The sequence below is a fragment of the Geodermatophilus aquaeductus genome, from assembly GCF_900182545.1.
In the GTDB taxonomy this organism is placed as follows: domain Bacteria; phylum Actinomycetota; class Actinomycetes; order Mycobacteriales; family Geodermatophilaceae; genus Geodermatophilus; species Geodermatophilus aquaeductus.
The window spans coordinates 178,038-200,806 of the sequence record NZ_FXTJ01000009.1; the positions used below are offsets into that span (position 1 = coordinate 178,038).

At 74.1% G+C, this 22,769-nt stretch carries 24 protein-coding genes and 1 riboswitch; of the genes, 13 read left to right on the forward strand and 11 right to left on the reverse strand.

Translation table 11 applies throughout. The annotated features are described in order from the left end of the window. The first annotated feature begins 82 nt into the window (after positions 1–82). Complete coding sequence (locus FN207_RS20135; protein WP_142460229.1) at positions 83–1,474, forward strand: M23 family metallopeptidase; 1,392 nt, start codon at positions 83–85, stop codon at positions 1,472–1,474. 249 nt (positions 1,475–1,723) lie between these two features. Here the strand turns inward: FN207_RS20135 and FN207_RS20140 are convergent, their stop codons facing one another. The 3 genes from FN207_RS20140 to lnt all read right to left on the reverse strand — a co-directional run bounded on the left by FN207_RS20140 (position 1,724) and on the right by lnt (position 6,002). After that, positions 1,724–2,854, reverse strand: a complete 1,131-nt coding sequence (locus FN207_RS20140; protein WP_246066201.1) for a M23 family metallopeptidase — start codon at positions 2,852–2,854, stop codon at positions 1,724–1,726. Positions 2,855–2,967: 113 nt separating this feature from the next. Next, positions 2,968–3,112: riboswitch (cyclic di-AMP (ydaO/yuaA leader) on the reverse strand. 329 nt (positions 3,113–3,441) lie between these two features. Next, positions 3,442–4,419 carry a c-type cytochrome biogenesis protein CcsB gene (gene ccsB, locus FN207_RS20145; protein ID WP_142460230.1) on the reverse strand — a complete coding sequence of 326 codons (978 nt, stop codon included), beginning with the start codon at positions 4,417–4,419 and terminating at the stop codon, positions 3,442–3,444. Beyond that, the gene (gene lnt, locus FN207_RS20150; protein ID WP_142460231.1) at positions 4,416–6,002 is read right to left on the reverse strand and encodes an apolipoprotein N-acyltransferase; all 1,587 of its coding nucleotides are present in this window, start codon (positions 6,000–6,002) and stop codon (positions 4,416–4,418) included. Before lnt ends, ccsB begins: the two co-directional genes overlap by 4 nt. Positions 6,003–6,705: 703 nt before the next feature. On the opposite strand from lnt, the gene FN207_RS20155 reads away from it, so the two are divergent. The 5 genes from FN207_RS20155 (at position 6,706) to FN207_RS20175 (ending at position 10,269) form a co-directional block, all read left to right on the forward strand. Next, entirely contained in the window at positions 6,706–7,350 is a 645-nt protein-coding gene (locus FN207_RS20155; protein WP_142460232.1) for a DsbA family protein, read from the forward strand. Further along, positions 7,331–8,011, forward strand: a complete 681-nt coding sequence (locus FN207_RS20160; protein ID WP_142460233.1) for a vitamin K epoxide reductase family protein — start codon at positions 7,331–7,333, stop codon at positions 8,009–8,011. Before FN207_RS20155 ends, FN207_RS20160 begins: the two co-directional genes overlap by 20 nt. A 4-nt stretch (positions 8,012–8,015) precedes the next feature. Continuing rightward, positions 8,016–8,621: a TlpA family protein disulfide reductase gene (locus FN207_RS20165; protein WP_246066202.1), complete on the forward strand. Its 606-nt coding sequence runs from the start codon at positions 8,016–8,018 to the stop codon at positions 8,619–8,621. Then, entirely contained in the window at positions 8,618–9,469 is an 852-nt protein-coding gene (locus tag FN207_RS20170; protein WP_142460234.1) for a cytochrome c biogenesis CcdA family protein, read from the forward strand. Before FN207_RS20165 ends, FN207_RS20170 begins: the two co-directional genes overlap by 4 nt. 131 nt (positions 9,470–9,600) lie before the next feature. Further along, positions 9,601–10,269, forward strand: a complete 669-nt coding sequence (locus FN207_RS20175; RefSeq protein WP_246066203.1) for a M23 family metallopeptidase — start codon at positions 9,601–9,603, stop codon at positions 10,267–10,269. A gap of 77 nt (positions 10,270–10,346) precedes the next feature. Here FN207_RS20175 and FN207_RS20180 read toward each other — a convergent pair whose 3' ends face one another. Next, positions 10,347–10,754: a metalloprotease gene (locus FN207_RS20180; RefSeq protein ID WP_246066205.1), complete on the reverse strand. Its 408-nt coding sequence runs from the start codon at positions 10,752–10,754 to the stop codon at positions 10,347–10,349. Positions 10,755–10,831: 77 nt separating this feature from the next. Between FN207_RS20180 and FN207_RS20185 the strand changes: the two genes are divergently transcribed. From FN207_RS20185 to FN207_RS20205, 5 genes are all read left to right on the forward strand, one after another. Continuing rightward, positions 10,832–11,509: an SCO family protein gene (locus FN207_RS20185; protein WP_246066206.1), complete on the forward strand. Its 678-nt coding sequence runs from the start codon at positions 10,832–10,834 to the stop codon at positions 11,507–11,509. Positions 11,510–11,555: 46 nt separating this feature from the next. Further along, positions 11,556–12,488 (forward strand): cytochrome c oxidase assembly protein, encoded by a 933-nt coding sequence (locus tag FN207_RS20190; RefSeq protein ID WP_142460236.1) that lies wholly within the window; start codon positions 11,556–11,558, stop codon positions 12,486–12,488. Positions 12,489–12,594: 106 nt separating this feature from the next. After that, the gene (locus FN207_RS20195) at positions 12,595–12,924 is read left to right on the forward strand and encodes an ArsR/SmtB family transcription factor (RefSeq protein WP_142460263.1); all 330 of its coding nucleotides are present in this window, start codon (positions 12,595–12,597) and stop codon (positions 12,922–12,924) included. A 37-nt stretch (positions 12,925–12,961) separates the two neighbouring features. Continuing rightward, positions 12,962–13,591: a methyltransferase family protein gene (locus tag FN207_RS20200; protein ID WP_142460237.1), complete on the forward strand. Its 630-nt coding sequence runs from the start codon at positions 12,962–12,964 to the stop codon at positions 13,589–13,591. Continuing rightward, on the forward strand, positions 13,588–14,523 hold the full coding sequence (locus FN207_RS20205) for a cation diffusion facilitator family transporter (protein WP_142460238.1): 936 nt from the start codon (positions 13,588–13,590) through the stop codon (positions 14,521–14,523). Before FN207_RS20200 ends, FN207_RS20205 begins: the two co-directional genes overlap by 4 nt. A 97-nt stretch (positions 14,524–14,620) precedes the next feature. Here the strand turns inward: FN207_RS20205 and FN207_RS26730 are convergent, their stop codons facing one another. The 5 genes from FN207_RS26730 to FN207_RS20225 all read right to left on the reverse strand — a co-directional run bounded on the left by FN207_RS26730 (position 14,621) and on the right by FN207_RS20225 (position 18,129). Then, a complete protein-coding gene (locus FN207_RS26730) occupies positions 14,621–15,286 on the reverse strand; it encodes a DUF1214 domain-containing protein (RefSeq protein ID WP_221888307.1) in 666 nt (221 codons plus the stop codon). Between the two features lie 42 nt (positions 15,287–15,328). Continuing rightward, positions 15,329–16,012 (reverse strand): DUF1254 domain-containing protein, encoded by a 684-nt coding sequence (locus FN207_RS26735; protein ID WP_221888308.1) that lies wholly within the window; start codon positions 16,010–16,012, stop codon positions 15,329–15,331. 298 nt (positions 16,013–16,310) lie between these two features. After that, complete coding sequence (locus tag FN207_RS20215; RefSeq protein WP_246066208.1) at positions 16,311–16,790, reverse strand: plastocyanin/azurin family copper-binding protein; 480 nt, start codon at positions 16,788–16,790, stop codon at positions 16,311–16,313. 11 nt (positions 16,791–16,801) lie between these two features. Then, complete coding sequence (locus FN207_RS20220) at positions 16,802–17,746, reverse strand: M56 family metallopeptidase (protein ID WP_142460239.1); 945 nt, start codon at positions 17,744–17,746, stop codon at positions 16,802–16,804. After that, positions 17,743–18,129 (reverse strand): BlaI/MecI/CopY family transcriptional regulator, encoded by a 387-nt coding sequence (locus tag FN207_RS20225; protein WP_142460240.1) that lies wholly within the window; start codon positions 18,127–18,129, stop codon positions 17,743–17,745. Before FN207_RS20225 ends, FN207_RS20220 begins: the two co-directional genes overlap by 4 nt. 302 nt (positions 18,130–18,431) lie before the next feature. Between FN207_RS20225 and FN207_RS20230 the strand changes: the two genes are divergently transcribed. Next, on the forward strand, positions 18,432–19,526 hold the full coding sequence (locus FN207_RS20230; protein ID WP_142460241.1) for a hypothetical protein: 1,095 nt from the start codon (positions 18,432–18,434) through the stop codon (positions 19,524–19,526). Positions 19,527–19,617: 91 nt separating this feature from the next. Here the strand turns inward: FN207_RS20230 and FN207_RS20235 are convergent, their stop codons facing one another. Both FN207_RS20235 and FN207_RS20240 read right to left on the reverse strand, forming a co-directional pair. Further along, the gene (locus tag FN207_RS20235; protein ID WP_142460242.1) at positions 19,618–20,439 is read right to left on the reverse strand and encodes an STAS domain-containing protein; all 822 of its coding nucleotides are present in this window, start codon (positions 20,437–20,439) and stop codon (positions 19,618–19,620) included. 377 nt (positions 20,440–20,816) lie between these two features. Then, positions 20,817–21,386 (reverse strand): thioredoxin-like domain-containing protein, encoded by a 570-nt coding sequence (locus FN207_RS20240; RefSeq protein WP_246066210.1) that lies wholly within the window; start codon positions 21,384–21,386, stop codon positions 20,817–20,819. A gap of 754 nt (positions 21,387–22,140) precedes the next feature. On the opposite strand from FN207_RS20240, the gene FN207_RS20245 reads away from it, so the two are divergent. Further along, on the forward strand, positions 22,141–22,769 hold a 629-nt coding region (locus FN207_RS20245), incomplete at its 3' end, for a cytochrome c biogenesis ResB family protein (RefSeq protein WP_246066212.1).

Below are 22,769 nucleotides of genomic sequence, written 5' to 3' on the forward strand. Positions count from 1 at the left end.
GCGTGTTGCCGGTGGTGCCGGCCGCCTCGGTGCGACGCTGCCCCTGCTCAAGACGACACCCCTCTCCCCAGGGAGTCCCCTCATGCCGAGCCGTTCCGGCCCGCGTCGTGCGACCTCGCTGCTCCTCCTGCGCGCGAGCGCGGTCGAACGCAGCTCGCCGGCGACCCGGCGGCGCCCGGGCCTGCGGGTCATGGTGGCCGGCGTGCTGACCGGCGCACTGCTGCTCGGCGGTACGGCTCCCGCGTCGGCTGCCCCACCTCCTCCACCGAACCCCAGCGACGCCGAGATCGGCGCCGCGCAGTCGGCGCAGGACGCCGCCGCCGCCGAGGTCGGCCGGATCGCGGCCCTGGTGGCCACCGCCGAGGCCGAACTCGAGCGCGCCAGCGTCCAGGCCGAGGCGGCAGGCATCGCCTACCTCGCCGCCGAGGAGGCACTGCAGGCCGCCCAGGCCACTGCCGCGGAGACCGCGTCCCGGCTGCAGGCGGCGACGGAGGCGATCGACGCGGCGACCTCGCGCCTGGGCACGTTCGCGCGCAACAACTACATGACCGGGAGCACGCTCGCCACGGCCGCGGCCCTGCTGGACTCCGCCGGCCCCGGAGAGCTGATCCAGCGCGCCGCGACGCTGGACTACGTCGGGGATCTGCAGGTCGACGCGCTCGCCGAGCTGCGGGTCGCTCGCGTGCAGCAGGCCAACGCCGACTCCGAGGCGCGCGCCGCTCGCGATGCGATGGCCGCCGCCGAGGCCGAGGCCGAGACCGCCCGCGCTGCCGCCGACGCCCAGCTGGCCACCCAGGAGGCCACCTACGCGCAGGTCTCGGCCCAGAAGGCCGACTACGAGCAGCAGCTGCAGTCCGCCGAGATCCAGCTGCTGGAGCTGCAGGGCGCCCGGGACGCCTACCAGCAGTGGCAGCAGCAGAAGGCAGCCGAGGAGGCGGCGGCCGCTGCGGCGGCCGCCCGCGCCGCAGAGGAAGCGGCCGCCGCGGCGGCGGCTGCGCGCGCCGCGGCCAGCAGCAGCCGCGCCGGCAGCACCGCGACGGCGCCCTCCGGCGGCGGCTCGGCCGGGTCGTCGGGCTACGTCAAGCCGACGTCGGGCCGGGTCACCAGCTGCTTCGGGCCCCGCTGGGGGACGATGACCTACGGCGTGGACATCGCCGCCCCCATCGGCACACCGATCTACGCGGCCACCTCCGGCGTGGTCAAGCGCGCCGGCTCCGCGACGGGCTTCGGGCTGGCCGTCTACATCCTCGGCGACGACGGTGCGGTGACCGTCTACGGCCACATCAACCGCTACTTCGTCCAGGCCGGGGACCGCGTGATCGCCGGGGAGCAGATCGCCGAGGTCGGCAACAAGGGCCAGTCCACCGGGCCGCACCTGCACTTCGAGGTGCACCCGAACGGTGCCATGTACAGCGGGGCCGTCGACCCGGTGCCGTGGCTGCGCGCCCGGGGGGTCGACATCAGCGGCTGCTGATCCTCTCGGTGGCGCACCCGCGGAACACCGCCGGCCCGGGACCGCCCGACGCCGACCCCCGGATCCCGGACGCGGGACGGGGACTCCCGCCCGCATCCGGGCGACGAGCACGCGCCCGCCGCCTCGCCGCGCCGGGGCACACGAGGCCCCGCGCATCGGCCGTGGGCCGCCGAGGCCGGTGACGAGAGCGGCTCACCGGCGGCCGGTGGATTCCCGGCCCCGGCGTCGGGGCCCGCGCCCCGTGGGGGGTCAGCAGCCGAGGTCGACACCCCGGGCGGCCAGCCAGGGCGCCGGGTCGACGCGGTTGGCGTAGAGACCGCCGGTGTGCGTCTCGATGTGCAGGTGCGGGCCGGTCGACTGCCCGCGGTTGCCGACCTCGGCGATCTGCTGACCCGCGGTCACCGTCTGACCGGCGCTGACGAAGAACTGGTTGATGTGGCCGTAGACGGTGATCGTGCCGTCCGGGTGCTGCAGGTAGACGGCCAGGCCGAACCCGTTGGCCGGACCCGCCTGCAGCACCACACCTCCCTCCGGGGCGAAGATCGGCGTGCCGATGGGCGCGGCGATGTCGATGCCGTTGTGGTTGGTGCCCCACCGGCTGCCGTAGCAGGAGGTGACCTGTCCGGTCACCAGCGCACCGGAACCGGCGCCGGTCACGGCCAGCTCGGCGCTCTGCTGCTGCTCCCAGGCGGCAGCCGGATCGGTGGCGCCGCGGGCGGCCAGCAGCTGCGTCTCGGCGTCGCGCAGCTGCTGCTCGAGGTCGGCCTTCTGCGCGGCGGCCGCGTCGTAGGACTGCTGGGACGCCGCGAGCTGCGCCTGCGCCGCCGCGTCGGCCTCGGCCGCGGCCCGTGCCGCGGCGTCGCGCTCGGCCACCGCGTCCCGCGCCGCGCGGTCGGCCTGCTCCTGGCGCTGCCGGACGTCCTCGAAGGCCTCCAGCCGCGCGGCGCGGTCCTCTCCGAGCAGGTCCATGGTCGCGGCGCGCTGCAGCACCTCCTCCGGGCCCGCGGCGTCGAGCAGCGCGGTGGCGCCGCCGAGGGGGTCGGCGCCCATGAACGCCTCCCGTCCGAGCGCGGCGACGTCGTCTCGCGCCGCGTCCACGGCGGCTCGGGCGGCCTCCAGCTCGGCGGCCGCGGCCGCCGCCTGGGACTGCGCCACGGCGAGCGCGGCCTGCGCGGCGCGGGAGGCGTCGGCGGCGGCCTCCGCCTCGACGGTCGCCCGCTGCAGCTGCTCCTCGGCCGCGGCCAGGTCTTGGTCGAGGCGCGCGATCTCGGCGGCGAGGTCGTCGGAGGCCGACTGCCCCTGCGCGGTCGGGAGCGGCGCGGCGAGCGCCGTCGGGGCGACTGCCCCGGCCAGCAGGCCCGAGACGAGCCCGACGGGCACGAGGAGGCGGTGCAGCCGCCGACCCGGGCCGCGACGCGGCCGGGTCGGCGCCGAAGCGGAGGGGAGACGTGGGCGGGCGGCGCGGTGGTGCAGGGTCGCCACGACGGCGGCTCTCCGTTCTTCCTGACCGCCTACCGGGTTAGCTGACGGGTTCGGGCGGGAAGGCGCCCTACCTGGCGCGCGCAGCAGCGCGCGCAGGACTCACCCCAGGTGTTCGGTGGGTTCCCGGTCCCCCCGGCCGGTCGGCACGGGCGGTTCGGCGGGGTCGGCGCGAGGTCCTCGGATCGAGGAGCACGGCTCGGCCGGACCGGAGGGGACTGTAGTACGAAGCTGCTTAGTTGTCACGGTCGGGTAACGACTCGTCCCATCGGCGCGTGTCCCGCGCGCCTGTCAGGCACAGATGGTGCACGCGCCGAGGAGGACCGACGCCCGGCGGTGTCCCCGCGTCCGGTGCCGGGATCCCCGTCGGCGCCCCGTCCCCGGGCCTCAGTGACGCGGGAACGGCGCCGGACAGGCCGCCGCTGACGCCGTCCGGGTTCCGCTGCGCCGAGGGCGGCGCGGCCCGTCCCCTCGAGGGCGCGGACGCCTCAGGAGACGCCGCCGTAGGAGTGCAGGCCGGTCGAGACCAGGTTCACGAACAGGAGGTTGAACACCAGGCTGGCGAAGGCCACCAGGTTGATCCAGGCCGCCGGCCGGCCGCGCCAGCCCGCGGTGCTGCGCGCGTGCAGGTAGGCCGCGTACAGGGCCCAGGAGATGAAGGCCCAGGTCTCCTTCGGGTCCCATCCCCAGAACCGCCCCCAGGCACTCTCCGCCCAGATCGCGCCGGCGATGACCGCGAAGGTCCAGATCGGGAACCCGAAGACGGCCGTGCGGTGGGCGACCCGGTCCAGCGCCTCGATCGACGGCAGACCGCTCCAGACACCTCCGGAGCGCACCGCTCCGCCCGCGCCGAGCCGTCCCCGGCGCGCGGCGACGAGGTACAGCGCGCTGGCCACGGCGCTGACGATGAAGATGCCGAAGGAGAGGATGGCCGCCGAGACGTGCACGGCCAGCCAGTTGGAGCGCAGCGCGGCGACCAGCGGCCCGGACTCGGCGTAGAGGTACAGCCCGATGAGCACCAGGCCGAGCACCACCGGGCCGAGTACGAACAGGCCCAGGCCGCGCAGCACGGGCACGCGCACCGCGAACACGAGGAAGGCGAGCACGCCGGCCAGCACGGCGGCCGTGCCGAACTCGTACATGTTGCCCCACGGGACCCGCCCGGTCGCCAGGCTGCGGGTGAGGAGGACCCCGGCCTGGGCGAGCGCACCCGCCGCGGTCAGGGCCAGGCCCACCAGTCCCCAGCGACGCCCCGGGGTCCCCTCCCCGGCGGCGTCGGCACGGGAGGGCGGCTCGGCACCGGCCCCGCCGGCTCCCACGCCGCCGGCTCCGACCGCGACGGCCCGCGGCGCCGGGCGCCGCCCGAAGGCGAGGTCGGCGGCGAACGCGACCACCGCGACGGCGTAGATCACCACCGTGACGGTGAAGAGACTGTCGGAGAGCGCCGAGAGCCGGTCGGGGGTCATCGAGAGCCTTCCACGGGGGGACGGGGTTCGGTGCGGCGACGGAACGAGCGGACGGGGCCGGAGCGCCGGGCGAGGACGGCGCCCAGGACGGCGGCCAGTCCGACGCCGGCCAGGGCCCACTCGGGGACGGCGCCGAGCCGGGTGGCCACGGTGATCCCCTGGCGCTGGGCGATCGGTTCGACGAAGACGTCCGGCGTGAACAGCTCCGACCGCTCGACCACGGTGCCGTCGGGGGCCACCACGGCCGAGATCCCGCTGGTCGCGGCGACGAGGACGCTGCGGCCGTGCTCGATGGCCCGCAGCCGGCTCATGGCCAGCTGCTGCTCGCTCTCGGCGGTGTACCCGAACGTCGCGTTGTTCGTCTGCACCACCAGCACGGACGCGCCGCCCTCGACGACGTCGGAGACCAGGCCGTCGTAGGCGACCTCGAAGCAGATGACGTCGCCGATCCGCACCCCACCGATGTCGAGGACGCCCGGCCGCTGGCCGGCGACGAAGTCGCGGCGCAGCAGGTCCACCTGGTCGCTGAAGAACCGGAAGAACGAGCGCAGCGGCATGTACTCCCCGAAGGGCACCGGATGCCGCTTGGCGTACCGGGCGCCGGGCCCGCTTTCGGGATCCCAGACGATGCCCGCGTTCGTGAGGTTCTCCCCCGGCCCGTCCAGGACGGCGCCGACCAGGATGGGGACGGCGATCGCCCGCGCGGCGGTGTCGATGGCCGCCGCGGCGTCCGCGTTTCGATACGGGTCGATGTCGGAGGAGTTCTCCGGCCAGACCACCAGGTCCGGCCGGGGGCTGGCGCCCGTCGCCACCCGCCCGGCCAGCGCGACCGTCTGCCGCGCGTGGTTGTCGAGCACCGCCCGGCGCCGCTCGTTGAAGCCCAGGCCCGCGGCGGGGACGTCACCCTGGATCACCGCGATCGTGGCCGGACGCCCACCGGCGGTCAGGCTGTCGCCGGGCAGCGGGAGCCAGAGCACCGTCCCGGCGGCCGGGACGAGCAGCGCCGCCACGACGGGCGGCGCGCCGGCCCGCAGCTGCAGCCGCACCGGTGCGCCGCGCCGGCGGGCCGCCCGGGCGATCCCCGCGGCCAGCAGCGTGCCGGTCAGGGCGACGGCGAAGGTCACCGACGCGACGCCGCCGTAGGCGGCCAGGGAGGCGAGGGGCCCGTCCGCCTGGCTGAAGCCGATCCGTCCCCACGGGAACCCGCCGAAGGGCACCCGGGACCGGGCTGCCTCCATCGCGACCCACAGCGCCGCGGCCCACAGCGGCGACCACCGCAGCCTGCTCGTCAGCGCCGTCGCCGCGCCCAGGACCGCGCAGAACCCCGCCTGCAGGACCGACAGCGCCAGCCACGGGAGGTCCCCGACGAAGGTGCCCGTCCACTGCAGCAGCGGAACCATGAACGCCAGGCCCAGGAGCAGGCCCAGCACGGCTCCCCGACCTGCGCTGCGGCCGCGGGTGGCGAGCGCGAGCGCCAGCGGACCTCCCGCGGCCAGGGCCCACACCCCGTACGGCGGGAACGCCAGCCACAGGCACAGCCCGCCGGCGACGCTCACCACGGCGGCGACCAGCGCGGAGCCCACCGCCCCGCCTGCGGCGGGCGCGCCCGCCGCAGGCGGGGCGGGCGAGGACGCCGCGGGCGGGTCTGCGGCGGCGAGGCAGTCCGGCGTGGTGACCACGGGGGTCAGCGGGCGGGGACCGGGGCCACCGGCCGCCTCCACCGCGAGGTCCGGCCGGAAGCCGGCCGACCACCGGGCCCGACCTCGCTGATGCCCACGGCCACGCTCCCGATCCCCCGTGGCGGTCGCGGACGACCACCGGCTCCTATCGACGATCGTAGAGGGCGCGCTCCGGGCCCGGGAGCCGACCGGACCGCCGGGCCCCCGCCGGCGTGTCGATCCGGTGTCCCCGACGCCTCGACCACCGCGGCCGCGGGGGCCGATCCGTGATCAGCCGCGGGAACCGGTTCCAGCGCTCGCGGCTCCACCGCCCGCCGGGCGTCCTCGGCGGCGGCGCGGGAGCCGGGTTCCGCCCCGGCCGTCGGACGACCCGACCCGGGGCACGGGACCCTCGGGAGCTGCGGTCGCCCGTGACCACCACACAGGTGGCGCTCGGCCGCCTCGGGGCGCCCCTCTTGTAGCCTTCTCCTAAGCCGTGTCGTAGCCGCAGGTGGCCCCTGCGCCGGAGGTCGCTGCGCCGGAGGTCGCCGCGCCGGAGGTTCCTGCGTCCGTCGCGCCGCCTCGGCAGTGCCGCCCGCCGGCCGACCGACGCACCAGGGAGAAGCGCGTGAGCACCAACCTGAAGATCTCGGCCGCCCTCGTGGCCGTGTTCGTCGTGGGCATCGCCGTGCTCCTCGGCGTCACCAGCGGTGGAGCGAGCGAGCCCGGCGGCACGTCCGGTGCCACCGTGGTCCGTGACGACAGCCACCGGCTGTCGACCGCCGAGGACGGGCGGGTGACCCTGGTGGAGTTCCTCGACTTCGAGTGCGAGAGCTGCCGGGCGGCCTATCCCTTCATCGAGCAGCTCCGCGAGGACTACGACGGGCGGGTCACCTTCGTCGCCCGCTACTTCCCAATGCCCGGTCACGCCAACGCCGAGAACGCCGCCGTAACCGTCGAGGCAGCGGCCCAGCAGGGCCGCTTCGAGGACATGTACCACCGGATGTACGAGACCCAGCCGGAGTGGGGTGAGGGCCAGGACTCCCAGGCCGCCCTGTTCCGGTCCTTCGCCGTGGACATGGGCCTGGACATGGCCGCCTACGACGCCGCGGTCGCCGACCCGGCCACGCTCGAGCGCGTCCTGCGCGACCGCGAGGACGGACTGGCCCTGGGCGTCGAGGGGACCCCGACCTTCTTGCTCAACGGGGAGAAGCTCGAGGTCAGCTCCACCGACGAGTTCATCGAGCGCATCGATGCCGCCCTCGCCGGCTGACACGGGGATCGCCCCCGGGCCGCGCACCGACCCCACGCTCCCCCCGCGCCGGGACGTCCGGGAGCGGCGCGCCCCGACCGACCGGGCGACGGGCTGGCTGCTGCTCGCCGGCGGCCTGCTCGGGCTCGCGGCGTCCTTCGTGCTCGCCGTGGAGAAGTACGCCCTGCTCGCCGACCCGGCCTACGTGCCGACCTGCAGCCTCAATCCCGTGCTCAGCTGCGGGTCGGTGATGACCAGCGCGCAGGCGGAGGTGTTCGGCTTCCCCAATCCGCTGCTGGGCGTCGCCAGCTTCCCGGTCCTCGTCGTGACCGGCGCGCTGCTGCTGGCCGGGGTGCGGCTCCCGGGCTGGTTCTGGGCGGGCCTGCAGCTCGGCGTCACCGCGGCCGTCGTGTTCGTGCACTGGCTGATCCTCAGCAGCCTCTACCGCATCGGCGCCCTGTGCCCGTACTGCATGCTCGTGTGGGCGGTGACGATTCCCGCCTTCTGGTACGTGACCGTGCGCAACCTCGCGGCCGTGCAGTCGCGGCTGCCCGCCCGGCTGGGTCGGCTGGCCGCCGCGCTCCGTGCCGGTCACGGGATCGTGCTGACCGCCTGGTTCCTGCTGATCACCGCCGCCATCGCCCAGCGATTCTGGCTGTACTGGAGCACCCTCGTTGCCTGACCTCGTGCGCCGTTCCTCCTCGATGCTGTGCGCGATCACCGCCGCGCTGCTCCTGCTGGGCTGCTCACCGGGCGGCGATCGCGGCGGCAGCGGCGGCACGGCGGACACCGGGACCTTCGACTTCGCCGGCAACACCCCGCTGGGACAGCTCGTCCCCGTCGACGCCCGCCAGTCCGCGCCTGCCTTCGCCGGCGAGCTCCTCGACGGCACGGCGTTCGAGTCCACCTCCCTGGCCGGGGACATCACCGTCGTCAACTTCTGGGGCTCGTGGTGCGCCCCCTGCCGCGTCGAGACCCCGGAGTTTCAGGCCGTGTACGCCGACGTGCGCGACCTCGGGGTCCGCTTCCTGGGTGTCGACGTGAAGGACCAGCGACAGCTGGCGCAGGCCTTCGTCGACGCCAACGGCGTGGGCTATCCCTCGCTGTTCGACCCCCGCGGCGAGGTGGCACTGGCCTTCCGGGGATTCCCGGCCAACGTGGTCCCCAGCACCATCCTGCTCGACCGCGCCGGGCGGGTCGCGGCCGTCTACGTCGCCGTGGTCCCCGAGGCGGACCTGCGGCGCGCGCTCGACCAGCTCCTGGCCGAGACCGCCGAGGACATCCCGCGGTGAGCGGTCTCGGGGAGTCCTTCGCCGCGGTCGTGAGCGACGGCTCGCTCCTGCTCGCCGGTGGCGTCGCCGCCCTGGTGGGGTTGATCAGCTTCGCCTCGCCCTGCGTGCTGCCGCTGGTCCCGGGCTACCTCGCCTACGTCGCCGGGCTGACCGGGGCGCAGGCCACGGCACCCACCGGGTCGGCACCCACCGGCCCGGCGCCCGGGGACGGCGCCGGACCGGGCAGCCGAACCTCAGCGACGGTCGCGACGGCGGCCCCGCCGCGACGCCGGGTGGTCGCCGGAGCGCTGCTGTTCGTGCTCGGCTTCACCGCCGTCTTCGTCTCCTTCGGCGCGCTCTTCGGCGGACTGGGACGCCTCATGCTCGAGTGGGCGCCGCTGCTGACCCGCCTGATGGGGATCGTCACGATCCTCATGGGCCTGACCTTCCTCGGCGGCCTGCACTGGCTGCAGCGGGAGCGCCGGATCACCCGGCGCCCGCCCGCCGGCCTCGCCGGCGCTCCGCTGCTGGGCGTCGTCTTCGGCCTCGGCTGGACCCCGTGCCTCGGGCCGACGCTGTCCGCGGTCAACACCCTGGCGTACTCCGAGGCCTCGGCGGCCCGGGGGGCCGCCCTGGGGCTGGCCTACTGCCTGGGCTTGGGCGTTCCTTTCCTCCTGGTGGCCCTGGGCGCGCGCCGGGCGCTGACCTTCTCCGCGTTCGCCCGGCGGCACGCCCGGACGGTGATGCGGGTCGGCGGCGTCCTGCTGGTCGTGCTCGGCGTCCTGCTGGTCACCGGCTGGTGGGACCAGGTGATGCTCTGGCTGCGTGCCTGGCTGGCCAGCAGCGGGCTCGGCTCCTCGGTCGTCTGACCCGTCGACACGCCCACTACTAAGCGCCTTAGGTATCGAGACGGTCACGGTGTGCTGTCATGGGTCGAACCCACGGGGCAACGGTGAGGACGGCAGTGACAGCACGGCAGGACCGGCCGGCCAGGTCCCGGATGCGCAGGCCCCCGCTGCTGCGCCAGCGGCCGCGCCTGCTGCTCAGCGCCGTCGTCGTGGGCGGCATGGCCAGCAGCCTGTGGGAGGGCAGCCTGGGCATGGGCTCCCCGATCGCGCACGCCCACGAGACGCCCGCGCAGTCGGTGTACCTGGGCTACGGGACCGAGGACGTCCTGGCCGAGCCCGATGCGCGCCCGCAGATCGCCGAGGCCGAACTCGCCACGCGCCTCGGTGAGCTCGCCGCCTCCCGTGCCGCGCGCGAGGAGGCGGCGCGCCCGGATGCGGTGATGCCGGTGGACGGTCGCATCACCAGCGGCTACGGCGCCCGCTGGGGCACCACCCACTACGGCCTGGACATCGCCGCACCCATGCTCACGCCGGAGTACGCGGCGGCCGACGGCGTGGTGCTGCGCGCCGGCGCGGCCAGCGGCTTCGGACTGGCGGTCTACATCCTGCACGACAACGGCGACGTGACCGTCTACGGCCACATGGAGGAGATCACCGTCGAGGCCGGCCAGCAGGTCCGCGCCGGGGACACCATCGCGCTGCTGGGCAACCGGGGACAGTCCACCGGCCCGCACCTGCACTTCGAGGTCTTCGCAGGCGGCCTCGACGGTCGCCGGATCGACCCGGCCGGCTGGCTGCGAGAGCGCGGCGTCGACATCTGAGCGACCCGGCCGGACGACACGGCCGGAAGACCCGGCCGAACGACCCGGCCGTCAGACACGGCCGACTGACGCGGCCGTCAGCCCCGCTGCTGGAGCACCGTCTCGTTCAGCTCGGCCAGATAGGCGTTGTAGGCCGCGAGCTCGGGGTCCCCGGAGGTGTCGATGCGCGGCCGCTGGTACAGCACGAGGGAGGAACTCGGCTCGTCCTCGTCGGGATGACGCTCGATCTCGATGCGCAGCATCCTCCAGTAGAAGAACAGCCCCATGACCCCGAACGTCGGCCACTGCAGGGCGTACGAGACGTGCTGCACGTTCCAGCCGCTCAACTCGGCACGTTCCCACTGCCACCCGGCGAACCGCAGACAGAGCAGGAACAGCGCCAGGACGACGACGTGCCCCACCAGCAGGCCCGGCCGCAGGAGCCGTGACCACAGGACCACCGGCACCGCCGTCGGGCCCGCTGTCTCTTCGGCGCCTGCACTCATCCCGTCATCCTCTCCTCGACCGCGCGCGGACTCCGCCCGCCCACCGGCGCCCCGCGCCGGCGCCCTAGACTACTAACGTGCTTAGTCGGACCCTCCTCGGGCGATCGCTGCCCGCGCTCACACTCCTGGCGATCGCCATCTCCCTGACGGGCTGCGGCGGCACGGACGACAGCGGGCACGGCGAGCACGGGGCCGAGGTCTCCGGCTCGGCCGCCGCGGAGGTCTCCAGCTCCGCCGGCGAGGGACCGTTCGCCGGCCGCGAACTGCCCGATCCCCGACCGCGGCCGGAGTTCGTGCTGACCTCCCAGGACGGAGCCGTCTTCGACTTCGCCGCGCAGACCGCCGGGCAGCCGACGCTGCTGTTCTTCGGCTACGCCAACTGCCCGGACGTCTGCCCGACGACGATGGCCGACGTGGCCATCGCGCTGCGCTCGGTCCCCGAAGACCTGGCGGCCCGCACCCGCGTCGTCTTCGTCACCACCGACCCCGCACGCGACACCCCGGAGTTCCTCGGCGAGTACCTGGCGCGCTTCGACGGGGACCTGCCCACCCGCTTCGTCGGGCTGACCGGGAGCCAGGCCGACGTGGAGGCGGCACAGACCGCGGCGGAGGTCCCGCTCGCGGAGGGCGAGGGCACCATGCACGCCACCAGCCTGCTGCTCTACGGGGCCGATGACACCGCGCAGGTGATGTTCTCGGCCGGGGGCACCGCGCAGGAGATCGCCGAGGACCTGCAGGTCGTCGCCCGGAGCTGACCACTCCCCGACCCCCCGCCACCCGAACGAGCGCCGAGGCGACGTCATGATGTGGATGCCGGAGCAGCCACCGACCCTGCTCCGCCTGCTCACCCCCCAGCTGGACGCGACGTCGGTGTTCCCGGCCGTCGCGCTGCTCACCCTCGCGGCCTACCTGGCGGGCGTGCGGTCCCTGCACGCCCGGCGCAGGCAATGGCCGTGGTACCGGACCGCGAGCTTCGTCACCGGCATCGCGACCGTGCTCCTGGTGACCGCCACCCAGGTGATGGGCTACGGGATGATGCTCTTCTCGGTGCACATGCTGCAGAAGCTGGTCCTGAGCGTCCTCTCGGCGATGCTGATCATGCTGGGCGCGCCGATCAGCCTGGCGGTGCGCACCCTGCCGCGCCGGGGCCTCGGCGCCGCCTGCCGGCGGCTGCTGCTGGGCCTGCTGCGCAGTCGCACCGCGAAGGTGGTGGCCCATCCGGCCGTCACGACGACGATCTTCATCGGCAGCCTCTACGGCATCTACTTCACCCCGCTGTTCGACGTGCTCATGCGCAGTGCCGCGGGGAACGTGGCGATGCTGACGCTGTTCCTGGGCACCGGCCTGCTGGCCTTCGGCGGCGCGCTCGGCGTCGGCCCGTGGCCGCACCGGGCCTCTCCCCCGGTCCGGCTCATCGAGCTGATGGCCCCCGGCCCGCTGCACGCCTTCTTCGCCGTCGCGGTGATGATGGCCAGCAGGCCCCTGGTGCAGACCTTCACGCACGCCCCGCAGGGCTGGGGCGTCGACGTCATGACCGACCAGCTGGCGGCCGGCAACATCGTCTGGGGATTCGGCGAGGTGCCGACCGTCGCCGCCGCGGTGATCATCTACGCCCAGTGGGTCAGCGCCACCCGGCGGACGGCCGGCGTGACCGACGCACGCGCGGACGCCGAGCTCGACGCCTACAACGCCCACCTCGAACGGCTGGCCGCCCAGGCCACGAACCGCCGGTGACCGGAGCGGCCACCGGACGGCGGCGACGGTCCCGGCATCCCCCCGCGACTCCTCCCGTTAGTACAGCTTGCGCTGAATTCAGCGCATGCTGTACAAAGGCGTCGTGATGCCCGTCGTCCACGCCGAGGTCCTGGCCCGCTTCGGTCACGCCCTGTCCGACCCCACCCGCTCGCGGCTGCTGCTGGCACTGCGGGAGGGGCCGGGCTATCCGGGTGAGCTCGCCGCACTGCTGGGGGTCACCCGGCAGAACCTCTCCAACCACCTGTCCTGCCTGCGCGGCTGCGGCCTGGTCGTCGCGGTGCCCGAGGGCCGCCGCTCGCGCTACGAGCTGGCCGATCCCCGTCTGGCGCACGCCCTGGAGGACCTGCTCGGCGTCGTGCTGACCGTCGACCCCGGCACCTGCGCCACCGCGACCGACGAGGAGTCCTGCAGATGAGCAGCCGCACCGTCCGCTCGACCGGGAGCGTGGGGTCATGACCGTCCTCGCCGCGCTCCTCTACCTGGTCGGCCTGGCCGTCATCTTCGGCGTGCGCACCTGGCTGCAGATCCGGCGGACCGGGAGCTCGGGCTTCCACGGCATCTCCGGGCGCCCCGGATCGCTGCGGTGGACGGCCGGCGTCCTCTTCGTGTTCGCGCTGGTCCTCGGGGCGGCAGCCGTGGTGCTGGCCGCCGTCGGCGCCGTTGCTCCGCCCTCCGGCGGCGGCGCCTCCGTGCTCGCCGGGGCCGGAGTGGCGGTCGCCGTCCTCGGCTTCGCCGGGGTCCTGGCGGCGCAGACCGCGATGGGCAGCTCGTGGCGGATCGGCGTCGACGAGTCCGAGCGCACCGCGCTGGTGACCGGGGGCGTCTTCGCCCTCGTGCGCAATCCCATCTTCACGGCCATAGTCACCGCCCAGGTCGGGGTGACGCTGATGGTCCCCACCTGGCTGTCGGCGACGGCGCTGGTGTGCCTGGTCGTCGCCGTGGAGCTGCAGGTCCGCCTCATCGAGGAGCCCTACCTGTTGCAGACACACGGACCGGCCTACGCCGATTACGCCGCAGCGACGGGCCGGTTCCTGCCCGGGATCGGCCGGTCCCGGGACGCGGGCCTGGTGGCGGCGCCGTGAGCGGGGACCACGCGCACGGACACGGACCGTCCAGCGCCGATCCGGGCCAGCACCGACGCCGGCTCGCGATCGTCCTGGCCCTCACCGCGACGGTCCTGCTCGTCGAGGTGGTCGGCGCCCTGATCTCCGGGAGCCTGGCGCTCCTGGCCGACGCGGGACACATGCTGACCGACTCGGCCGGGCTGGCGATCGCCCTGATCGCGGCGACCCTGGCGATGCGGCCGGCGACCGACCGGCGCACCTGGGGCTACCGCCGCGCCGAGGTCCTCGGCGCGACCCTGCAGGCGGCCGCGCTCCTGGCCGTCGGGGTCTACATCCTCATCGAGGGCATCCGTCGGCTGTTCGAACCGCCGGAGATCGCGTCGACGGCCGTCCTCGTCTTCGGCGTCGTGGGCCTGGTCGCCAACGCGATCGGGATCCTGATCCTGGTGCGCGGCGGGCGGAGCAGCAACGTCAACATGCGCGCCGCCTTCCTCGAGGTCCTCAACGACACCCTCGGCTCGGTCGCCGTCCTCGTCGCCGCGGCGGTCATCGCGCTCACCGGCTGGCAGCAGGCCGACGCCGTGGCATCGCTGTTCATCGCGGTCCTCATCGTCCCGCGCACGCTGAAACTGCTGCGGGAGACCGTCTCGGTCCTCCTGGAGAGCACCCCTCCCGGGCTCGACCTCGACGACGTCCGCCGGCACCTGCTCGCCCTGCCGCACGTGCGGGAGGTGCACGACCTGCACGCCTCGCAGATCACCAGCGAATTGCCGGTGCTGTCGGCGCACGTGGTGGTCGAGGACTCGTGCTTCTTCGACGGTCACGCGCCCCAGGTCCTCGACCAGCTGCAGGCATGCCTGGCCGAGCACTTCACCGTGAGCGTCGAGCACTCGACGTTCCAACTGGAGAGCCCGGCGCACACCTCGCACGAGCTCACCGCACACGACTAGGGCGTGTCCTGCGGATCTTGTGCGCCGCCATCCCTGTCCCTGCAGGCGGCCCAAGGGCGCCTTCCGGTTCACGTCCTTGCGGCTCCCCCGCATCCCATCAGGCGAGCGTGATGTCCTCGAGCTTCCAGGAGCGGTCGAAGTAGGGCTCAAGAGGACCGTATAACCGGAAGTAGGAGAACCAGTGTCGGCCCGGGACGGTCTGCACCCAGTTGGACTCCTTGCCCATCGGCGCGGTCGGCCCGAACCAGAGGTCGATCGAGCCGTCGTCGTTGTGGACCAGGTCGGCGTCGCGGGAGCCGCGGTCGCCGCGCTGCTGCTCGTTGTCGACGAGGCAGCGGGTCGAGGCGTCATAGACCGTCATCGACCAGAAGAGCTTCGCGGGCGGGTCGGCCGGGACGTGCAACGTGTACGTCCCCCCGCCATCGAGCCAGTCGCCGTTTGCGTCGGCGTAGGCGCCGAGGTATGCCTGGCCGGCGCCGGGAGTGTGGCTTCTCATCGCCTCCGAGAAGCTCACCGCCTCGTAGAACCAGGACGCCCGCTCGAGGAGCTCGTCGTGGTGCTCGCCGCGCTGTGCGGAGTTGTCGAGCACGATCGCACGGTCCCACTGCCGGTCCGGCCAGTAGCGTGATTCCGCGAAGCGCTTGGCGAAGGTGTTGGCCTGCGCCATCAGCTCGCCGGTTGCGCTGGCCGCGGTGAGGATCTCCGCGAGCCGTTCGTCGGGGTCGAATGGCTTTCCCTTCTCGATGCCGAGCTGTTTGAGCATGGCCAGGTAGAACCGGTCCCGCTCGTCGACGACCTCGCGCTGTTAGATGTCGTGCAGTCGCACCCAGTAGTCGAGTCCGTGCGGCTGATCGCCGGTCCAGGATCGTCCGTCTGGAGAGACGATCCTGGTCGGCTCGGGGTGGTCACGTTCGGCGTACGGGTAGATCCGCACGGCGTCCACGAGCAGCTGGGCGCGCTCCTGGTTCGGGTCGAGTGTGCGGAAACCGAACATGATGTTCAGGACGGTGGCGTGCTGGACATACCAACCGTCTCCCACCTCGGGTGCGGCCTCTCCCGGAGGCACGACGACGTGCTTGCCTCCTCGGCCGGCGTCCGGGCCCATCTCGCCGAGGACGGCGAACTCACGCTGCCAGAAGTCGGACATCCCGCCGGCCGTCGGGCCGGGTGGGAGTTCCACGACCAGCGGCCCGGTCTCGCTGAGGTCGAAGAAGTTGAGGATGTACGGCGTGGTCGCGTTCGCAGTGATCAGCCCGAGCCGGTCCTGATAGCTGAGGTAGTGCACCAGGTCGGAGCCGGTCGCCCCGAAGACGTCGTAGTGCTGGGTCTTCCATTGCGCGTAGGACACCAGTGGCAGCGCCCAGAGATAGGCCTGGCAGGCGAGCTGGTAATCCAGTTCGTCGAAGATCAGCGGCAGGTCCTCGCGTCGGGGGAGCTCACCGTCCATCCGTACGTTTTCGAGCCGTCTCGGGAAGGCGCCATCGACCATGACGGCAGCCTCGTCCAGCACTGCGGCCGACGACTCACCCGGAACGGGCGACTGCACTGGGCGCCGGAGACGAGGGGGGAGGCGGCCGCGAACCCCAACGGGGGTGGCCTCACGTCCGTGTCCCATAGTGAGCCGCTCAGGGACACCGGCAGCAGTCGCGCCGTACATGATCCGCAGAACTGGCCCGAGCGGCGACCACCCCGGACCCCAGCCGGGCCGGGCGGGACCCGGGAGTGCACGGGGCGGGCGCCGGTCACCGACACGACCGGCGGGAGAGCCGCACGGCCCGGGCGCCGGGTCAGGACTCCCGGACGGTCATCGTGCCGATCTGGCCGAGGGCGACGTGGAAGGAGCACTCGTACTGGTAGTCACCGGGCTGGTCCACCGCGAACTCGATGGTCTCGCTCCCCCCGGGGCCGAGGATCGGGATCTCCTCCTCGATCGTGGCGGGGCCCGCGCCCGGCGTGAACCGGATGTTGTGGGTCAGGGACTCGGCCTCGCTGGTCAGGGTCAGCCGGACCCGTCCCGTTCCGACCTCGAACGCGTCGGGGAGGAAGATGTAGTCGTCACGGACCAGCAGCGTGACCTCCTGGACGCCGTCCGCGCCCGTGGTCACCGTTCCCGCCGACTCCGCCGCATCCGAGCTCCCCGCGGAGTCGGACTCGCCGCCGCACGCCGACAGGGCCATCGCCCCGAGGCCGGCCAGGCCGCCGAGGAGGACCGCGCGCCGCGAGATCCCGGTGCCCTCGTCGGAGGCGCCGACGGGACGAGCAGTCACGCGCACTCCTCTCAGATGTTGCACAGGTCGCTGAGGGCGGCGCTCAGGGCCGGATAGCCCGCGAGGAACAGCGGTGCCGCCACGATCGCCAGCGCCGCGACGGCGCCGAGCCGATGCCGCCAGGCGGTCATCGGCGGTTCCGGCGCGAGCAGGCGGGTGACCCGCAGCGCCGCTCCGCCCTGCGCCATGGCGAGCGCGGCGGCCGGTGCCCGCATCTCGGCCAGGCTGACGATCGCCGAGGCGAGGCTGACCCGGTCGACCGCCTCGAGGGCGGCATCGTCGGCGAGCAGCTCGATCAGCTCGCGGGTCTGCACCGCGGCCACCGCGAACAGCGGGACCCGCGGAAAGGCCCGCAGCAGGATCTCCGACAGCGCCACGGCGAGGTTGTGCCGTCCGTTCAGGTGCGCCGCCTCGTGCGCCAGGACCCCGTCGAGCTCCCGTCGCGACAGGCGGTTCAGGGCCCCGCGCGAGACCACGATGTGGCTGGTGCGGCCGGGCACGCAGAACGCCGCCGGGGCAGCGGCCTCGAGGACCACCAGCCCGCCGCTGTCGGCACCGGGCTCGGCGACCAGGTCCAGCGAGCGGTGCAGGGCACGCCGGGCGCGCCAGCCACCGATCAGTACCCGGGCGGCGCAGACCAGCAGCCACACCGGCACCACACCGGCCAGCACGGTGCCCAGCAACCGGCCGGGCAGGAACTCCGGCGCGGCGTAGGCCGTGGCGATGCTGACCGCGCAGGCGTGCAGGATGGCACCCAGGTCGTCGGCCACCGCCGTGATGGGGATGAGCAGGGTGACGCCGGCCAGGACCACCGCGGCCACCGCGGCCACCGTCAGCGCCTGCCAGGTGAGGATCGCCAACCACGGCGCCTGCCGCGTCCACCGCGCGCCGGCCAGCCGCGGACCGACCACCACCAGGGCCAGCCCGATGGCGAGCAGGGCGAGGCTGGCGATCATCCGGCGTCACCGGGGGCGGAGTCGCCCTGCCGCCGCGCCGCCTCCACCGCGGACCTCAGCTGCGCCACGCTGGCGGAGTCGAGGTCGGCGACGAAGTGCATGAGGACCTCCTGCCGGTCGCCCGCCTCGTCCAGGACGTTCTGCAACAGCGCGGCCGCGTGCTCGGCCCTGCTCCGTACCGGTCGGTAGAGCCAGGCCCGGCCGCTCATCTCCCGGTCGAGCTGACCCTTGCGGTGCAGGTTGTCCATCACCGTCATCACGGTGGTGTAGGCCAACGTCCTCGACGTGCTCAGCGACGCGAGGACGTCCCGGACCGTCGCCGGCTCACCCCGGCTCCACAGCTCTTTCATGATGGCTGCTTCGAGCTCCCCGAACGGTCGCATGGACCCACCTCTCCCGCCGGCCGATACACGATCCCGCGACGACGAGCATCGCATCCGCCGATTCCCACGGCGGCGACCCGGGACGTTCGCCACCCTCACTACTACCCAGCCTAGAAGGTGGCCGCTCGGAACACCGAACCCCACACCGGCCGGCGTCTGCGCGGCTCCGGGACGGTGGGGCTCCCCGCCGGGCCCCGACCACCCCGCAATTCTTGATAACGGAGATCCGCTGCGGGACAGGACTCCGGCACCACACGGGCGGGCTCCCGGCTCGGCGCCGGCGAGTGACATACCGTGGACCGATGCCCACGCCACGGAGCGGGTACGTGACCGCCCGCCGCCTGTCGGCGGTGCTCCTGGCCGCCGTCGTCGTCGTGTTGACCAGTGCCACGCCGGCGGCTGCCCACACCGACCGGGGCGTCGCCGGCAGCGACTACGACGGCCGGGTGCTCGGCACCTCGGTGTCCATGCCCGGCGTGACCGTGCGCGTCACCGAGTTCGGCGACAGCCTGGAACTGCTCAACGGCTCCGCGTCCACGGTGACCGTCTACGGCTACTCCGACGAGGAGTACCTGCGCATCGGGCCCGACGGGGTCTGGCGCAACGCCAACAGCCCGGCCACCTACATCAACATCCGCCGCGACGGCGCCGTCAGCCTCCCGGCCCGGGCCGACGCCCGCGCGACCCCCGCGTGGGAGCAGGTCTCCACCCAGCCGGAGTACTCCTGGCACGACCACCGCACCCACTGGATGTCACCGAACCCGCCGCCGCAGGTGACCGCGGCACCGGAAGCGGAGCACACCATCTTCACGTGGGAGGTGCCGCTGGCCCTCGACGGCGCCCCCGTGCTGGTCACCGGCGAGCTGACGTGGTCCCCTCCGCCCCGGGGAGCCGTGTGGTGGCCGCTCTACGCGCTCATCGTGCTCGCCGGAGCGCTCGCCGGCTTCCGCGCCCGGACCCTCCGACCGCTGGCCGCCCTGCTCACCCTGTCCACGACGGCCGCGGTGTGGCACCTGGTCGCGACGCCGCAGTCCGGCCTGACGGCGCTCGACCGCGGACTCGCCCTGGGTCAGGCCTCCCTGCCGACGCTCCTGATCGCCGCGGTGACCGTCCTCGCGGTACGGGCGGCCTGGCGTGGCAACGGACTCCTGGCCGGGATCCTGGCGGCGCTGATCGGGTTCACGCACCTCGTGCAGGGCCTGCCGGACATGGACGTCCTGTGGAGCGCCAACGTGATCACCGGTGGGCCGACCGTGCTGGCGCGGCTCTCGGTCGCGCTGCTCATCCTCGGTGGGCTCGGCCTGATGGCCGGGGCGGCGGGAGCGGTACGCCGCTTCCCCCCGCAGCCGGAGGACGCCGTGGCGCCGGGCGATCGGCCGTCGACGGTCGCGGGGTAGCCCAACGACCCGGGCCGCGCCCCGGTGCGCGGGGACGTGCGGTCACCGACGCACCGGGCGGCATCCGGCGCGCACGAGCCGACCGGGCACGCTAGGACGCGGCACCGCCGGGTGAGGGCAGGTCATCGGCGTGCCGCTCCCGGTGGAAGGCGTCCCGCAGACCCACCACGCCCAGCATCTCGTCGAAGTAGGGGTTCTCCCCGCGGACCACGGCGGGTCGGTCGTCCCGTGAGACCGCCCGCGCCCAGCGCAGCAGCCCCCGGAACGCCGTCGCCTCGATGAAGGTCACCTGCGCCACGTCGACCGCGACGACTCCCAGCTCCGCGAGGTCTCCCGCGCGCTCGATCCGTCGGACCACCTCGGTGGTGACCTCGCCCCGCAGGTGCAGGACCGGGCCGTCCGGTCCGTCGTCGATCGCACTCGGCAGGAGGGGGTCCTCGTTGACCTGGCGGACGTGGTCGGGCAGCTTGGCCAACTCCGCATCGACGGTCCGCCACAGCATCTTCTCCAGCGACCTGCGCAGGAGGGCACGCACCAGCCTGCTGCCGCCGGTGGGTTCGTGGGTCACCGTCACCGCGACGTCGGTGGCGTCCCGGCCGGAGTCGGTCAGCTCGAAGACGGTGTGCCAGGTCTCGTGCGGACGCTCCAGCCGGGTGCCGATGCGGCGTCGGGCCTGGTAGTCGACGACCTGGCCCCGCACCGCACCGGGCGGCGGCGGAGCACCCTCGAGCCGACCGCCGACGCACACGAACCGCGTGCCCCGGCCGATGCGCTCGGCTCCGTCCTCCTCCACCGTCTCGGAGAAGACGTAGGAGACGTCGCACACCGGGCAGTAGGCCAGCGGCGCCGTCAGGGCCCGCCAGACCTCCTGCCGAGGGAACGGGATTCGTCGCGTACCCGAGGCGGTGGTCATCCTGTTCCTTGCGCTCGACGGTCCCGGGTGGACACACCCGCGTACTAGCGAGGCTAGTAGCTCCTCGTGCTGCTCCGTGCGCCGGTCACTCCCCCGGCCGCCCGGGACCCCGGGTGCCCTCGGGCGGCGGGTCCGGCCCCGACGGACCTCGTGGTCGGCCCGTGGTCGCACCTGCCGCGCTCCCCGCCGGGCAGGCACCTCCCGAGGACCCCGGGGAGGCGACCGGAGCGGGCTCCGCGGGCGGGCGAGGACACGCCGCGCCGACGCGCCACCCCCCGACGAGGGCCAGCCGGGATCCCCGCCCGGCGCGACGGGACCCCCTGGCGTCACCCGCGGGACGAGTCGCGCAGTGGCTGCGGTGGCTCCCGGCGCCGCACTCAGCCGCCGGCGCGGCTGGCCTCGCCGGCCACGAGGGGGGTACCGATGAACGTCGGGTTCTCGCAGGTCGCCCCGGGTTCGGGGGTGTTCTCCGGATTGAAGGTGAGGAAGTCGGCGGCCTGCCGCAGCCGCGGATCGGTGGCCGAGTCCACCGTCAGCTGGGTGTTCCACGACTGCAGGCTGATCGGGGCACCCAGCCCCGGGCGGGGGGAGAGCATCAGCCCGGACCGGCCGTCGACGAGGGTGCTCAGCGTGGCGATGTCGTCCTCCCTCACCCGCTCCGGGTCGTAGGTGATCCACACCCCGCCGTGCTCCAGGGAGTGGACGGCGTTCTCGTTGCGGATGTCGACGGAGTAGACGGTGCCGGTGCAGTCGGCCCACTCGGCGTCGTGGTCACCGCCCACCGGTGGCGACTCCTCGTACTCGACCGGGGTCGCCACGTGCCCCTGGCCGTTCGGGTAGTCATAGACCCGGGCTCCGGCGATCTGGTCCGTCGAGGTGACCTTGTCCGCGTTGGCCCTGTTGACCTGGACGACGGCATATCCGATCGCGGCGGTCGCGAAGACCACCACCGCGACGGCGGCCGCGATGAGCCCCCACGGCCGCTGCCGGGTGACGACCTGCGTCGGCGGCCGGATCCGCCGACCGTTGGTACCGCCCCTCCGCCCGGCCGGCCGCGGTCCCGCCGTGCTCGCGGGAGCCCGGCTCGGCCCGCGACGGGCTGCGCGGTCGTCGTCGGTCCTGGGATGGTCGGCCACGGATCTCCTCGATGGTGCGCGCGGATGTCGCTCGGGCGGGGACAACCGCCCTACTAAGCGCCGTAGTGTAGTTCCGCGACGTGCGCCGGCCCGGTTGCCGCGGCACGTCGACCCGCCCCGCGGGAGGGACGAACCCCGGTCGGGAGGCGCAGCACCGTGCGGCTGCCGCCGACGTGCGGACCGGGCAGCGACCCGCCGCCCCGCACCGTCAGCGGGCATTCGCCTGCCCGGCGGCCCGCCGGAGGTCAACGCCGGGTCGGCAGCGTGCCGGCCCGGCGCGCTGCGCAGGCCCCACGGGACCCCGCGGCGCTCTCCCCCGGCTCCGCCGGGGCGTCCGCGACCGCCGCACGACGACCCCGCCCGGCTTCTACTACGGCGCCTCGTACTCTCCTCAGGTGGCCACCGGCGCAGGGCGCCCACGTGAAGGAGTCGCCGTGAGCACGTCCTCGACGGTCCGGCCGTGTCCGGCCGTACCGGCCGCCGCCGCGTGGGCGCGGGGCGTGTCGTGACCGACGTGCGGGAACGCCCGGCCCCGCCGCCGGTCAGGCCGTCGCACCGTCCTCCGGTGCACCGGGCAGGACGGTGGCTGCTGCGCCGCTGGCGGTGGTTGACGAGCATGCGGACGGCGGTGGTGCTGCTCTTCCTGCTGGCCGTGGCGGCCATCCCCGGCTCGCTGTTCCCGCAGCGGTCGCTGACCCCCAGCGCGGTGACGCGGTACTTCCGGGAGAACCCCGAGCTCGCCCCCGTCCTCGACCGGCTCGGGATGTTCGACGTCTTCGCCAGCCCGTGGTTCTCGGCCGTCTACCTGCTGCTGTTCCTCTCCCTGATCGGCTGCCTGGTGCCGCGCTGCATCGAGCACCTCCGGGCCCTGCGCGCCGATCCGCCGCCCGTTCCCCGTCATCTGCACCGGCTCCCGGTCCACACCACCGCCGAGGTGCCGCTGCCCGCCGATGCGCTGGCCGCCCGGGTCGAGGCCGACCTGCGGTCCGCGCGGTTCCGGGTGTCCCGGCGCAGCACCGCAGCCGGCGTGGAGCTCTCCGCCGAGCGGGGCCGGGTGAAGGAGACCGGCAACCTCGTCTTCCACCTCTCGCTCCTGGCGCTGCTGGCCGCGCTGGCCGGCGGCAAGCTGTGGGGCTACGAGGGCAGCATCCTGGTCACCGAGGGGGACGGGTTCTGCAACTCCTTCCAGCAGTA